Source organism: Sutterella seckii, assembly GCF_009183815.1.
In the GTDB taxonomy this organism is placed as follows: Bacteria; Pseudomonadota; Gammaproteobacteria; order Burkholderiales; family Burkholderiaceae_F; genus Sutterella; species Sutterella seckii.
Window position 1 is genome coordinate 1 of the sequence record NZ_WEHX01000064.1, and the last position, 14,048, is coordinate 14,048.

Annotated in this window: 15 protein-coding genes; 1 reads left to right on the top strand and 14 read right to left on the bottom strand. The window is 61.5% G+C overall.

What is annotated here, in order from left to right; all coding sequences use genetic code 11:
• From rlmN to tyrA, 3 genes are all read right to left on the bottom strand, one after another.
• Window positions 1–1,111: 23S rRNA (adenine(2503)-C(2))-methyltransferase RlmN (gene rlmN / locus GBM95_RS08545; protein ID WP_152158712.1), on the bottom strand; the 1,111-nt coding region annotated here is incomplete at its 3' end.
• A complete protein-coding gene (ndk, locus tag GBM95_RS08550) occupies window positions 1,111–1,536 on the bottom strand; it encodes a nucleoside-diphosphate kinase (protein WP_152158713.1) in 426 nt (141 codons plus the stop codon). The genes ndk and rlmN, both read right to left, overlap by 1 nt.
• 187 nt (window positions 1,537–1,723) lie before the next feature.
• Complete coding sequence (gene tyrA, locus GBM95_RS08555) at window positions 1,724–2,812, bottom strand: bifunctional chorismate mutase/prephenate dehydrogenase (RefSeq protein ID WP_152158714.1); 1,089 nt, start codon at window positions 2,810–2,812, stop codon at window positions 1,724–1,726.
• Window positions 2,813–3,063: 251 nt separating this feature from the next.
• Between tyrA and GBM95_RS08560 the strand changes: the two genes are divergently transcribed.
• Complete coding sequence (locus tag GBM95_RS08560) at window positions 3,064–3,654, top strand: hypothetical protein (protein ID WP_152158715.1); 591 nt, start codon at window positions 3,064–3,066, stop codon at window positions 3,652–3,654.
• 132 nt (window positions 3,655–3,786) lie between these two features.
• Here GBM95_RS08560 and rlmD read toward each other — a convergent pair whose 3' ends face one another.
• The 11 genes from rlmD to GBM95_RS13180 form a co-directional block, all read right to left on the bottom strand.
• On the bottom strand, window positions 3,787–5,256 hold the full coding sequence (gene rlmD, locus GBM95_RS08565; protein WP_152158716.1) for a 23S rRNA (uracil(1939)-C(5))-methyltransferase RlmD: 1,470 nt from the start codon (window positions 5,254–5,256) through the stop codon (window positions 3,787–3,789).
• Window positions 5,257–5,400: 144 nt separating this feature from the next.
• Window positions 5,401–6,303 (bottom strand): peptidoglycan DD-metalloendopeptidase family protein, encoded by a 903-nt coding sequence (locus GBM95_RS08570; RefSeq protein WP_152158717.1) that lies wholly within the window; start codon window positions 6,301–6,303, stop codon window positions 5,401–5,403.
• A gap of 37 nt (window positions 6,304–6,340) precedes the next feature.
• Window positions 6,341–7,114 (bottom strand): 5'/3'-nucleotidase SurE, encoded by a 774-nt coding sequence (gene surE, locus GBM95_RS08575; RefSeq protein WP_152158718.1) that lies wholly within the window; start codon window positions 7,112–7,114, stop codon window positions 6,341–6,343.
• A 118-nt stretch (window positions 7,115–7,232) separates the two neighbouring features.
• Entirely contained in the window at window positions 7,233–8,549 is a 1,317-nt protein-coding gene (gene phoR, locus GBM95_RS08580; RefSeq protein WP_152158719.1) for a phosphate regulon sensor histidine kinase PhoR, read from the bottom strand.
• Window positions 8,550–8,576: 27 nt separating this feature from the next.
• The gene (locus tag GBM95_RS08585) at window positions 8,577–9,293 is read right to left on the bottom strand and encodes a response regulator (RefSeq protein ID WP_152158720.1); all 717 of its coding nucleotides are present in this window, start codon (window positions 9,291–9,293) and stop codon (window positions 8,577–8,579) included.
• Between the two features lie 45 nt (window positions 9,294–9,338).
• Window positions 9,339–10,061 (bottom strand): phosphate signaling complex protein PhoU, encoded by a 723-nt coding sequence (gene phoU / locus GBM95_RS08590; protein WP_152158721.1) that lies wholly within the window; start codon window positions 10,059–10,061, stop codon window positions 9,339–9,341.
• A gap of 27 nt (window positions 10,062–10,088) precedes the next feature.
• On the bottom strand, window positions 10,089–10,895 hold the full coding sequence (gene pstB / locus GBM95_RS08595) for a phosphate ABC transporter ATP-binding protein PstB (RefSeq protein WP_152158722.1): 807 nt from the start codon (window positions 10,893–10,895) through the stop codon (window positions 10,089–10,091).
• 62 nt (window positions 10,896–10,957) lie between these two features.
• Window positions 10,958–11,809 carry a phosphate ABC transporter permease PstA gene (gene pstA / locus GBM95_RS08600; RefSeq protein WP_152158723.1) on the bottom strand — a complete coding sequence of 284 codons (852 nt, stop codon included), beginning with the start codon at window positions 11,807–11,809 and terminating at the stop codon, window positions 10,958–10,960.
• Window positions 11,806–12,699: a phosphate ABC transporter permease subunit PstC gene (gene pstC, locus GBM95_RS08605; protein ID WP_226963242.1), complete on the bottom strand. Its 894-nt coding sequence runs from the start codon at window positions 12,697–12,699 to the stop codon at window positions 11,806–11,808. Before pstC ends, pstA begins: the two co-directional genes overlap by 4 nt.
• A gap of 30 nt (window positions 12,700–12,729) precedes the next feature.
• The gene (locus tag GBM95_RS08610) at window positions 12,730–13,551 is read right to left on the bottom strand and encodes a phosphate ABC transporter substrate-binding protein (RefSeq protein WP_139687967.1); all 822 of its coding nucleotides are present in this window, start codon (window positions 13,549–13,551) and stop codon (window positions 12,730–12,732) included.
• A gap of 247 nt (window positions 13,552–13,798) precedes the next feature.
• Window positions 13,799–14,048, bottom strand: a 250-nt coding sequence (locus tag GBM95_RS13180; protein WP_404817500.1) for a transposase, incomplete at its 5' end; no start/stop codon positions are given.

Sequence of the window (14,048 nt, forward strand, 5' to 3'; positions counted from 1 at the left end):
CGCGCACCTCGCCCGCGAGCTGCCCGCAGGCCGCGTCGATGTCGTCGCCGCGCGTCTTGCGGATCGTCGTCACATAGCCCGCCTCATTGAGGCGCCGGCAGAACGCAAGCACGCGTTCGCGGTCGGGCTTCTCAAGGTCGGACTGCGGGAAGGGATTGAAGGGGATCAGATTGAATTTGCAGGGCACTTCCTCGCGGCGCACGAGCTTCACGAGCTCGTCGGCCTCGCGGAGGCTGTCGTTGATGCCGCCCAACATCACGTATTCGAACGTGATGAAGTCGCGCGGCGCCACCTTCAGGTACCGCCGGCAGGCGGCCATCAGATCGGCGAGCGGGTGCTTCCGGTTGACGGGCATCAGCTTGTCGCGAAGTTCGTCCGTCGCGGCATGCAGACTCACCGCAAGCGCCACCGGGGCGGCTTCGGCGAGCTTGTCCATCTGGCGCACGAGCCCCGAGGTGGACACGGTGACGCGGCGGCGCGAAAGCCCGTAGCCGTCGTCGTCAAGGAATATTTTCAGCGCGCGGATGACGTTCTCAAGATTCTGCAGGGGTTCGCCCATGCCCATGAGCACCACATTGCTGATCACGCGGTCGTTGGGATCGGTGATGCCGCGGTCGCGGCGCAGCTCGCGCTCAGCCCACCAGAGCTGACCCACGATTTCCGATGTGGTGAGGTTGCGGTTGAAGCCCTGTTTTCCGGTCGAGCAGAAGAGGCACCCCATGGCGCATCCGGCCTGCGAGGAAATGCAGAGCGTCCCGCGGTCATCCTCGGGAATAAAGACAGACTCGACAGCGTTGCCGCTGCCGACGTCGAAAAGCCACTTGCGCGTGCCGTCGGCCGACTTCTTTTCATGAATCGGCTGGGGCGAGCGAACCTCCGCGAGGCGTATGAGCTTCGCGCGGAAGGTCTTCGCGAGATCGGTCATATCCTCGAAGTTGTCTGCGAGGTGGCGATGAATCCAGCGGGTGAGCTGGCGTGCGCGGAAGGGCTTTTCGCCGATTTCCGCGCACCATGCCTTGAGACCGTCCGCGTCGAAATCAAGCAGATTGACCTTCGGCGACTCCTCGCGGATGTCGCCCGAAGGTTGCTTAACGGGCGTCTCGTCAGACATTAGCGGCTGTGAATCGCGAGCGTCGGGAAGAAGTAGGCGATTTCGACGGCAGCCGTTTCCGGAGCGTCGGAGCCGTGAACGGCGTTGGCGTCGATGCTTTCAGCAAAGTCGGCGCGGATGGTGCCGGGGGCGGCCTTCTTCGGGTCCGTGGCGCCCATGAGCTCACGGTTCTTGAGGATGGCGCCTTCGCCTTCGAGGACCTGGATCATGACGGGGCCGGAGGTCATGAAGGAGACGAGATCCTTGAAGAAGGGACGTTCGCGGTGAACGGCGTAGAAGCCTTCGGCTTCAGCCTGGGAGAGCTGGCGCATCTGGGCGGCGACGATCTTGAGGCCGTTCGATTCAAAGCGGGAGTAGATCTTGCCGATCACGTTCTTAGCAACGGCGTCCGGCTTGATGATGGAGAGAGTGCGCTCAATAGCCATTTTTTTTCTCTTCTGGTAGGAAATTGGTGTTGGGGGAAGATGACGGGCGCTTCCTTTCCGCGCTGGAACAAAAAGAACAGAAGCCCTTCCGTCCTCAGGCGGGAGAGGGCCCATTTCATCAGGCATGCGATTCTATCACGTGGTTTTGCCGATACTTTTTCTTCCCCGCAATATCAATTGCGAAGATCTATTTCCGCGCGCGCTCGGCCTGAATCAAATTGAGCATCCGGCCGCTCTCCCTCATGAACTGACCCGCATAGTCGCCGAAATAGGCGCGCGCCGCCATGAAGCGGCGGATGAATTCCTCCCGGTCGCGCCCGGCAATGACGAGGAGTTCCGGCCAGAGGTTTTCCACGTACTGGCGAATGAGCTCCGCATTTCTCGGGCTCGCGAGAATGATGTCGGCGTAGAGATGCGGATCCTGCGCGAAGAGGCGCCCGACCATCTCGAGCTCAAGCCGGTAGATGGGCGAGGAGAGTTCGAGAATCTGCCGGATGTCGGGATGAATCTTCGCGAGAAAAGTCCCGTAGGCATAGGTCGTGAAGTGCCTCAGCGCCTGAATGATCGACATCGCGCGGTCATGCTCTTCGGCCGATACCTCAACCACCCGGGCGCCCCAGATGCGGATCTGCTCGAGAAGGGGTTCGGCCGCCGCATCATCGCGCCCGGGCGCAAACACGAAGACCTGCCCCGTGAAGCCCGCGACATCGGGACCAAACATCGGGTGAAGACCCGCAACGGGACCGGGATGAGCGGCGAGCATCGCGTGAACGGGCTCGGTCTTGACGGAGGTGACGTCGCAAAGGAGCGCGTCGGCGGGGATCCGCCCGGCGAGCTGCCGGATCACGGGAACCGTCACGTCGATCGGCACCGAAACGATCACGGTGCCTGCGCCGGAGAGAATTTCGTCCGCGCGGTCCCAGTCGCCGCGCTCGAGGATCCGCACGGGCCAGCCTGAACGCTCAAAATGGCTTTTAAGCTGCCGGCCCATGCCGCCCGAGCCGCCCACGATGACGACGGGCTTCGGCTGCGGGATCGAGGAGGGAAAGTTCTCAGCCTTCCCGCGCTTTGCCGCCTCCCTTGCAAGCCGCCCGAGAATCTCCTCGAAAAGCCCGGGCGGGAGACCCGCCTCCCCGGCTGCCCCGTGAACCTGACGCGCTTCCTCGGCCGCTTCGCGCCCGAGCTCGCAGGCAAGCTCCAGGCGTTCGGCGAGAAGGCGCGCGAGCGCCTCGTCCGTTTTCTCGAGCCTGCGGCGGATGTCTTCAGAATGCTCCATCAATGTCCTCATCGGGGTGCTTTCGGGCCGGTTTCTTCCCGGCAGAGCAAAGACGCTGCCGGAATCTTCAAAATTCTTGCAAGGTTAATCTCGAAATCGAAAAACCGCATAAGACAAGTGCCTCATATTTGATTTTTCCCGACTCAGCTAAACTTCCGCACCGAATTAGGGCGTTATGGCAGCCGCGAGAATGCCGCCGAAGCGCCCAGAAAACAACAAAGAAAAGCAAACCAAAAGAGGAAAAGAATCAGATGGGCGACAAACTCACCGTAGACAAGGTCTTTGCCGACAACCTCGGCACTGCCATAGGCGGCTGCGTGCGCGATCAGTCCGTAACGCTTTTTTCGAGCGACATTGCCCGTGCGGCGGGCGTCCCCTGGAATCCGATTCCCTTCTTCGGGCGCGCGGAGAAAACGCGCTTTCGCGCCCGCTGGGCGGCGCTCCTTCAGGGCGTGGGCCTCTGGGCGGCGCTCACGGCGATCCCTGAGCTCGCTGCCGAAGAGAAGCTCTCCCGAAAAGTTTCCTCCCAGATGCAGGCCTATACGGACGCCATCCTGAAGTCGCCCCTCCTCGAGGCGCTCTCCGAAGCAGAAGTGCGCGACTACACGCTCCTGAGGCAGCGCTTCATGCGCCTCGGCGCCTCGCCCGAGGCCTCGAAGGATGCCTTTGCCCGCGCATTCCTTTCGGCGCTCTCGGGAAAGAGCCCGGCCGAAACCTCGCTCGAACACACCCGCAGGCTCTCGGAAGAAATCGGCGCCGCCTATTCCCTCTTCACGAAGCTCTCCAACGCCTGCAAGGCGGAACCGCTCTCCTACGAACGCGCTTCGAAGAAGAAGTCCTGATCCTCAGGGAAAAGAGCGTTCTTTTCAGACGCTCTGAAGAAAAGGCCGGCATCCCTCCAAGCGGATCTGCCGGCCTTTTCTTTGTCCTCTTTGCCCTTTTGACGGCGAAAAGCCGTCAGAGGGAAGTGCGCATCAATTCTCTTCAGAGAGGTGCATCTTCACGTTGTCGTCGCCCTCGGCCGCGATGCGGCGTTCAATGGCTTCCGCCTCATCAGACTTTTCAACCGGCCGTTCGCCGGGTTCGAGCACCGCAATCGATTCGACGTGGCCCGTGTGCGGGAACATGTTCATGATGCCGGCGGCCCGGATCTTCCAGCCGCCCTCGTGGTGAAGCACCGCGCAGTCGCGCGCGAGCGTCGCCGGGTTGCAGGATACGTAGACCACGCGGCCGGGGCGCTTGTCGGTCTTGGCGAGAACGCGCGCGAGCGCAAGAGCGCCCTCGCGCGGCGGGTCGATGAGGACGCGGTCGATGCCGCCCAGGGTCTTCTGGAGCTCCTCCCAGTCGGCTTCGCACCAGGTAAAGAGGTTTCGCGCACGAAAGACCGTTTTGGCGACGAGCCCGTTGTCGGCCGCACCCTGGCGCGCCCGGGCGACCAAGCCCTCAGACCCTTCAATGCCGATCACGCGCTTCGCGCGCCTCGCGATCGGGAGCGTGAAGTTTCCGAGGCCGCAGAAGAAGTCCGCCACCTTCATGTCGGGCGTGAGCTCGAGGAGCCTCACGGCGCGCGACACCATGGTTTCATTCAAGGCGTGGTTCACCTGCGTAAAGTCCGTGGGCTTGAAGGTGATGCGGACATTGAATTCGGAGAGCTCGAGCCCGAGCTTCGTCTCGTTCTCAGGGAGCGCCGCATGCGCCGTTTCCGGGCCCTTGGGCTGAAGCCAGATGTCGAGATTCTTCTCGCGCCCGAAGGCGAGAAGCTTCTCGTGATCCTCGGGCGTCACGGGGTCGAGCGTGCGGAAGACAAGCGCTGTTCTGCCGTCGCCGCCGACCGCAACCTCAACCTGCGGCATGCGGTCGCGCATGTCGAGATTCTCAATCAGCGCGCGAAGGGGATCGAGAAGCGCCGAGACATTGGGCGTAAGCACCGGGCACTCGTGCATGTCTGCCACATAGGAGGAGCTCTTCTCATGAAAGCCCACGAGAACGCCGCCCTTCTTGAGGACGTTTCGCACCGTGAGGCGCGCGCGATGGCGGTAGCCCCAGTAGGGCCCGTAAATCGGCATGAGCACTTCCTCGGGCTTCACCTTGCCGATGCGCCAGAGAGTGTCGAGAAGAATGCGCTCCTTGAAGGCCACCTGGGCCGAGGGCTCGATGTGCTGCATCGTGCAGCCGCCGCAGGAACCCGGGCCGATGCCGAAATTGGAGCAGCGGGGCGTCACGCGCAGCACGCTTTCCTTATGGATTTCCGTAACGCGGCCGATGTCGAAGCTCGTCTTCGAGCGCAGCCGCTCGTAGGTAACGCGTTCTCCGGGAAGCGCCCCCTGGATGAAGACCACCTTGCCGTCCACGTGCGCAATGCCGCGCCCTTCCTGATCAAGGCGCTCGACGTCGACGGTGAAGTATTCGGGAGTGCGCTCCTTCGGTTTAGATCTGCGGCCCATTTTGGTCTCTTCTGGATTATCTGGTATCTGGAAATTCGGGGGGATCGGGAAAAGAAAAGCGCCCGGCAAGAGGCCCTGAAGGCCTCATTGACGGGGCGCCTGCGCCCGAGCGGGGTCGGGCGGAAATTTAGCGCAAAGCGCGGCTTATTGGCGTGCCGGCGGGAGGTATTTCATCGGATCGACGGGCTGGCCCTTGTCGCGGACCTCAAAGCGAAGCATCACGCGGTCGGCGTCGGTGCTTCCCATTTCCGCAATCTTCTGTCCGGCCTTCACCTGGTCGCCCGGCTTCACGACCACTTTGGAATTGTGGCCGTAGGCGGTCACAAGGGTGGGCGTATGCTTCACGATCACGAGGTTGCCGTAGCCCTTGACGCCGCCCCCAACGAAGAGGATCTGGCCGGCGCCTGCCGCCACGACGACGGAACCCGCCGTCCCGCCAATGTCAAGGCCCTTGCCGTTCTTCGCATAGTCGGAAAGGATCGGACCGCGCGCGGGCCAGAGAAAGCGCGTGCCGGGAATGACGGCCGGCGCTTCCTTTTTTTCGGGCGTCTTTGCTTCCTCGACCGCGGGCTTTGCTTCAGGCGTCTTTTCTTCCGCCGCCTTGATCACCGGTTCGCTGGAAGACGTTTCGGCCGGGGCAATGACGGTTGAGGTTTCAATCGGCGCCTGAGCCTCGAGGCGATGAATCTTCACCGCCGAGCTCGCCGTCGTCACGGGCGCTCTTGTTGCGCGCGGGAGGCGGAGCACCTGCCCGAGGCGCAGCGTCGTCGGATCCGTGATGGCGTTCATCTGCATGAGGTCGGAGGCATTGACGCCGTAGCGCTGGGAAATGTTGTAGATCGTGTCGCCCGGCGCCACCGTGTGCGTTGCGCCCGAGTCGGAGACGCCGCCGAGCTTCATCGGGGAATCGAGCGCCGTGCTGCTGCCGGAAGCCACATTTCTGTTGACGATCGGCACCTCGCCGGGCGGGAGCGAGGAGCAGCCCGCGAGCACGAGCGCCGCGGCGCTGAGGATGAAACCGGTACGTGAACGAGATAAAACGCGCATCTTAAAAATCTTCTTTGGAAATAAGCGTTCCGGGACTTCAGCGATTCCCGCCAAGCGAATCCGAATCGAACCAGCGGGCGGCTTCTCCCACCTGCCGGTGGTTGGTGAGATCGGTCTGCAAGGGCGTCACGGAAACAAACCCATGCGAAGTCGCCCAGAAGTCCGTCCCTTCAGCGGCGTCGGCGGGTTTCCCTGCGGCGCCCAGCCAATAAATCGGAAAGCCCCGCGGACTCATCTCGCGGATCACCGATTCGGCCGACGACCGCCGCCCGAGCCTCGTCGCCCGGATGCCCTGGAGCGCCTCGCGCGGCATGTTGGGCATATTGACGTTGAGAAGCACGGCTTCGCGCTTCTCCCTGATCTGCGGGAGGAACTTCTCCACAACGACGCCCGCGACCTCAGCTGCGGACTCAAGCTCCGCCCAGCCCTTGTCGATCTGCGAGAAGGCAATCGACGGAATGCCGAAGAGGTAGCCTTCGATTGCGGCTGCGACCGTGCCCGAATACATCGTATCGTCGCCCATATTGGCGCCGCAGTTGATGCCCGAGACCACGAGATCGGGCTTTTCGTCGAGAAGGCCCGTGAGCGCAACATGCACGCAGTCCGACGGCGTCCCGGAGACAACGTAGAGGTCGTCGCCCGGCATGTGCTCGACCGTGAGCGGACGGTTGAGCGTAAGGGAATTCGAGGCCCCGGAATGGTTGTGGTCGGGGGCGACGATCGTGACGCGCCCGAAGCGGCGCATGGCTTTTGCGAGCGCCGCAATGCCAGGCGCCCGGTAGCCGTCGTCGTTCGATACGAGAATGTGCATGGGGAAGAAAAAAATCCGTTCTGAAGTCCTTTGGGATTTACGGATTTTATCCCGCTCAGCTGACGCTCCCCGCGCGCGCCTCCCCTCCGATCGAATTTGCTTACAGTTTGGGGGAGATTCAGAAGTCTTCCGAGAAGATTCTCGATTCGGGGAACATCATCGTGAAGGTCGATCCTTTCCCCGGCGTTGATTCAATCTGGAGCTCTCCGCCGTTTCGTCTCAGGACGTGCTTCACGATGGCGAGCCCGAGCCCCGTGCCCCCCGTGTCGCGCGAGCGCCCCTTGTCGACGCGGTAGAAGCGTTCCGTGAGGCGCGGAATGTGCTTCGCCTCAATGCCGATCCCGGTGTCCTTCACAGACAAGGCAGCCCCCATTCCGGAGCGCTTCCAGGAGACGGCAATCGAACCGCCCTCGGGCGTATAGCGAACGGCGTTGGAGACGAGATTCATGGCGGCGCTCCGGATTTCGTCCGCGTCGCCGATGAGCGAAATGTCCTCGGTCTCGAGCGTAATGTGGTGGCGCCCGAGAGAAAGGGCCTTCCCTTCCCGCACGACGTCCTCAAGAAGCTTCGGCATGGCGATCACCTCGGCGTCGGCGTCATCGGACTCATCCCGGTTTTCAAGGCTCGAGAGAAGGAGGAGGTCATCGAGGAGCGAACGCATGCGGGTCGCCTGCTCGAGCATGAGCTGCCGATGGCGCTCGAGCATTTCAGGCGGAATCTTCCCGGCATCGACTTCCATGTTGAGGAAGCCGCTGATCACCGTAAGGGGCGTTCTCAGTTCGTGACTGACGTTCGCGACAAAGTCGCGCCGCATGTCGTCGACGCGCCGGCGCTCGGTCACGTCGTGCGTGACGATCATCATGTGGCGAAGATCGGGCGCAACCACCGCAACCTCGAGCTCCCTCCCGGCATGGTCCTGAAGCGCATAGTGGCGGGAATAATTCCGGGCAAGGAGCCACCGGCGGAAGTCCTCATCCGTCACCGCGTCGAAGAAGCTTGCGCCGAGCGCCTCCGGGCGGAGGCTGAAATGCTCCATCGCGCTTTTGTTGACCCACTCGAGCCGCCAGTTTTCGCCGAGAATCGTGACGCCCTCCGGGAGAAGCGCGAGGGTCTGCCGATAGCGCTGGTCGCGGTCGCGGATGCGCTTATCCTTCTTTTCGTCCTCTTTGAGCAGCGACTGCCAGAGGCGGGCCGCAAGAAGAAAAATCAGAATCACCGAACCCGCCCAGACGATCGTCACGGCGTTCGATTCAAAGCGCGCATTGAGAAATACGGCGATGATCGAAATGAGAAGGAAGGCAGCGGCGAGCACGATGCCGCGCCGCCGCAGATGCTCTCCTCTTCTGACCTTCTTTTCGGTATTAACTGCCGCCTGCGCGGAAAGTCCGTCGGCAAGGGTCGGAAAGACGTCCCCCGCATCGTCGCGTCCCGTCATGATTGAACCTCTCTTTTCCAAAGAGACTCAGACGTCGCGGCAGCGGTAGCCGACGCCGCGCACCGTTTCGATGAGATCCTCGGCAGCCGTGCCGGCAAGCGCTTTTCTGAGGCGCAGCATATGGACGTCCACCGTGCGCTCGTCCACGAAGGCGCTCGGCCATACGGCGTCGAGCAGATTCTGACGCGAAAAGACGCGTCCGGGCTTCGACGCAAAAAGCGAAAGGAGCTTGAATTCCTTCGCCGAGAGCTTCAGGGGCACCCCGTCCGCCGAAGCCTCAAAGCGCGTTTCGTTCATCGAGAGCGGTCCGCAGACGATGACGTGTTCGTGCTCTTCGGCAGGAGCGGCGTTCACGGGCGCGCCCGAGCCGCCCTTTCTGCGGAGCACCGCCCGCACGCGCGCGGTGAGCTCCCGCGGAAGGAAGGGCTTCACGACATAGTCGTCCGCACCGGCGTCAAGCCCCGCCACCCGGTCGGCCTCGTCGCCCCGGGCGGTGAGAAGAATCACGGGGAGTCCGGCCGTGTCGGAAGAGGACCGGAGGTCCTTGAGCCAATCCAGCCCCGAGCGGTCGGGAAGCATCCGGTCAAGGAGCACAAGGTCGGGGCGTTCCCTGCGGAAAGCCTCCTTCGCCTCGGCGACGCTTCCCGCGCGTGCGGTGCGGAACCCCTCGGCTTCGCAGACAAAGGCAACAAGCTCGCGAATGGCGGCTTCATCCTCAACAATCAGGAGGAGCGGTGCGGTCATGGAATATTGCAATGAATCGGAAAGGAAATTGCGTCAGGACGCGCTTCAGTCCGCCTCATCGTCGTCATCGGAATCTTCCTCATGCGCGATCTTTTCGTGGCGGATGTCGAGCCCTTCAACAATAAAGATAATCGCCTCGCCGATATTCTGCATGTGCGCGGCAACGCGTTCGAGCGCGCGGTTGATGCGGATGAATTCGAGTCCGTCATCGAGCGTAACGGCATTCATCTTCATGCGGGAGACGGTGGCGGTCAAAGCATCGTGCACCTGCTCGGAAACAAGGTCGCGCTCCTCCACCAGATGGCGCGCGGCCTTCGCGTCCATGCTGAGAAGCGCCGCATTCATCTTGTCGGCCATGCCCTTCAAGCGCTCCAAAACGGACACGAGTTCCGTGAGCGCTTCTCCGGCCTGTCCCACTGCCGGGTTGGCGAGGCGGCAGATGCCCTTGGCGGCATTCCTCACCTCGTCGCCCATGCGCTCGAAGTCGTTCGTCATTCTCCAGCAGCCGAGCAGAAGCCTCAGATCCACGGCCTGCGGCTGGCGCTTGGAGATCAGGGACTCCATGAAGGCGTCGAGCTCCTTTTCCCAGAGATTGATGAGAGCATCGCGCTCGACCACCTTCTCGGCTTCCTCGCGGTTCAAGCCTGCGAGCGCAGTAGAAAGCGCTGCGAGCTGCCCGCGCACGGCCCCCGCCATGTCGAGCATGTTGGAGAGAAGGCTCTTCAATTCCGCGTCGAACGCCTTCACAATGTGTTCTTTTTCGGTCATCGCCATTTTCTTTTTTCCCTTCCGCCTTTAGCCGAATCTGCCGGTGATGTAGTCTTCCGTCGCCTTCTTTTCAGGGCGCGTGAAGATCTTCTGCGTATTTCCGAATTCGATGAGTTCGCCCAGATACATGAAGGCCGTGTAGTCCGAAACGCGAGCCGCCTGCTGCATGCTGTGCGTGACGATCACGACCGTGTAGTCCTTCTTCAGTTCATTGATGAGGTCTTCAATCTTCGCCGTTGAAATCGGGTCGAGCGCCGAGCAGGGTTCGTCAAGAAGCAGCACCTCGGGCTTCACGGCAATGCCTCGTGCGATGCAGAGACGCTGCTGCTGGCCGCCCGAGAGGGAGGTGCCGGGTTCATTGAGTTTTGCCTTCACGTCGTCCCAGAGCGCGGCCTTTTTGAGCGCCCATTCGACGCGTTCCGTCAGCTCCGCTTTTGAGAGCTTTTCGCGCAGCCTCACGCCGTAGGCGATGTTGTCGAAGATCGACATCGGAAAAGGCGTCGGGCGCTGGAAGACCATGCCGACGCGCGAGCGGAGCGCCGTCACGTCGATCGAGGGGTCGAGCACCTCCATGCCGGAAAGCTTGATCGACCCTTCAGCGCGCTGCTCCGGATACAGATCCTGCATGCGGTTCAAGGACCTCAGGAGCGTCGACTTCCCGCACCCCGAGGGGCCGATGAAGGCGGTGACGCACCCTTCGGGAATCTTCATCGACACGTTCTTGAGGGCGTGGAAGTTCCCGTAGTACACGTTGAGATTCTGAATGTCGATCTTCGCGGGCGGCATTTCCTTTTCTGCCGGCTCGTTGAGATGATCGGGATGAATCATGGGCATTTCGTGTTTCTCTTATGTTGGGTTTGAGTCATTCCTCTGCTTCCCTGGCAAACTGCCCGCGATCAGCGGCGGCAGCGTTCGCGGATCCAGATCGCCGCGGAACTCATGAGAAGCACGAGAACGAGAAGAACAAGGGCGGTGCCGTACTGAATCGGACGCGTCGCCTCAATGTTGGTGCCCGAAGTCGCGAGCACGTAGATGTGGTAGGGAAGCGCCATGACGGGCTCGAAGGGGGAGACCCCGTCCTTCGGCGTAAAGAAGACGCTGCCCGTGTACATGATCGCGGCGGTTTCGCCCGCGGCGCGCGCGAGACCCAGAATGGCGCCCGTGAGGATGCCCGGGAGCGCATTGGGAAGCACCACCTTGAGGGTCGTCTCTCTTCTCGAGGCGCCCAACGCAAGGCTCGCCTCGCGCCAGTCCTGGGGCACCTGCGAAAGGGCCGCTTCCGTCGTATTGATGATGATCGGAAGCGAGAGAACCGCGAGCGTGAGGATGCCGGAGAGGAGGCTCACGCCGAAGCCGCAGAAGACCACGAAGAAGGTGAGGCCGAAGAGACCGAAGACGATGGAGGGAACGCCCGCGAGGTTCGCGATCGAAAGCCTTGTCATCGTGACCCAGGCCGAGGGGCGGCTGTACTCATGAAGGTAGACCGCGCTCGCAGCGCCGAGCGGGAGCGCAATCACTAGAGCGCCCACCGCGAGGCAGAAGGTGCCGAGAATGCAGGGCAGAATCCCGCCCTTCGTCATGAGGTCGCGCGGAGGTTCGGTGAGGAACTCCCACGAGAGCGCGGTCCAGGCGTTGACGATGATGAGGCCGATGATGCCTAAGAGCGCCGCGATGTCAATCACGACCGCAAGGCGCATGATCGTGAAGCCAGAGGCTTCAGCAAAGCGGCGAAGCACTGCCGATTTCATTTGTTTTTCTCCAGCCCGAAGCGGCGCGCCGCATACCAGGCGCAGAGATTGAAGACGAACGTGATGAGGAAAAGCACGAGACCCGTCGCATAGAGCGCGTGATAGTGGGCGTCGCCCACGGCGGCTTCAGCCATTTCCGCGGCAATCGACGAGGTCATGGGGCGCACGGGATCGAAGATCGATTCCGGAATAATCGCGGCGCCGCCCGCCACCATCAGCACCACCATCGTTTCGCCGATGACGCGAGAGATGCCGAGCATGACGGCCGTTGCAATGCCGCCCATCGCCCAGCGAAGCTCCACTTTGACGAGCGTTTCCCAGCGCGTGGCGCCGAGCGCGAGGCTCGCTTCGCGGATGCCGCCCGGAACGTTCCGAAGCGCATCCTCGGAAATCGACGCGATCGTCGGCACGCACATGAAGGCGAGCATGATCGACGCGTTCGTGAGGTTAAGGCCCGTGGCCAGACCGAAGGTGTTCTGAAGCCAGGGCGCCAGAATGATCATGCCGATGAAGCCGATCACGACGGATGGAAGCGCCGCCATAAGTTCGATCATGGGCTTCACGACCCGCTTCATGCCGTCGGGCATCCCGGCGTGGATGGCGCAGGCCGTGAGCACCCCGGTCGGAACGGCGATCACGGTGGTGAGCGCCGCGCAGGCAAGCGACCCCAAGATCAGGGCGCCGATCCCGAAGACCGGGGGATCATCGGTCGGATACCACTCGGTTGAAAAAAGAAAGTCCTTGAGCGAGACCTGAGAGAAGATCGGCAGCGCCTGGCTGAGCAGAAATAAAACAATGGCGGCGAGCGCAAGCACGCTTACGCCGGCCGCCATCGCGAGGCACCGCCGGAAGGTCTGATCCGCCCTGAGTTTTGCGGGCATTGCGGCCATTCCGACTGCTCCAGTTTGTTCTGGAATCGATTACTTCAGATCAACGGGAACAAAGCCCGCCTTCTGAACATCCTTCTGGCCTTCAGCCGAGAGCATAAACTTGATGAGGTTCGCAGCGCTCGCCTTCACGTCGCCCGCAGTGAAGAGATAGAGATCGCGGGCGATCGGCCAGGTCTTGTCCTTGGCGGACTGCATGCCGGGCTTGACGTTGTTGACTTCGAGCGCATGGGTTTCCTTATCCATGTAGCCCACGCCAATGTAGCCGATCGCATTGGGGTTCTGAGAAACCGCCTGCACGACGCCGCCGTTAGAAGCCTGAATCAGAGCGCGCGGAGAAACGCGGGTCTTCCCCATCACGAGTTCCTGGAAGCATTCAAAGGTGCCCGAGGAGGAGTCGCGGCCGACCACAACGATCGGAGCCTTGGCGCCGCCCACTTCATCCCAGGACTTCACCTTGCCGGCGAAGATGTCTTTCAACTGAGCCATCGTGAGGCCCTTGACGCCGTTCTTCGGATTCACGACCGGGATGATGGCGTCGTGCGCAACCGTGTAGCGCGTCACCTTCTTCGAGTGCGACTCGAAGTCCTGCGCTTCCTTGGCCTTCAGATCGCGCGAAGACATCGCAACGTCCGTCATGCCGTCGCGAAGGGCCTTGATGCCGTTGCCGGAACCCGTGCCCGAGATCGTCACGGTGACGCCGGGATTGGCCTTCATGAAGCCTTCCGCCACGAGCTGCATCGCCGGCAGAACCGTCGTGGAGCCGTTAACCGTCACGGTATCGGCAGCGTAGACATTGCCCATCACGGCAAAACCAGCCAGAGCGCCGAAAACGGCAGCCATCTTGTTCGTCATTTCACTTCTCTTACAAAAACAATGAATCTGAAATTCGGTGTGCCGGAGAACTCTCGGTCTCCCTGAAGCACGAGAAGCAGTATGTAAAAGTGAATTGAACAGGAAGTGACGTTTTGATTAAGGTTTCATGACGGTACGTGAATGCACGTCATTCAAATGTAATGAGAGCTAAGTGTCGGCTGTTGGGTGCGCGGATATTAACAAAACGTCGATTTAGTTGACAAATGGTGCTATAGCCGTTTTAGGGTCAGGCCGCCTGTGCATAGAGGGTACTCTCATTCGTAAAACAGGCACGGATAGGGGTCTTCTCACTTTTGAAGGTGGAAGTTATCTCCTTTGCGTGCTCGAGCGTTTCATCGTGACTCTTCGGCCCTTTCAGCCGCAAATTCGTTTTGAGCTGACGATTCAGGAACTCATCCGGGTTCAGTTCCTGCGAATATGAGGGAAGGAAGAAGAGTTCGATTTCTTCCTTATGAGCTGCGCACCAAGCGGCGACC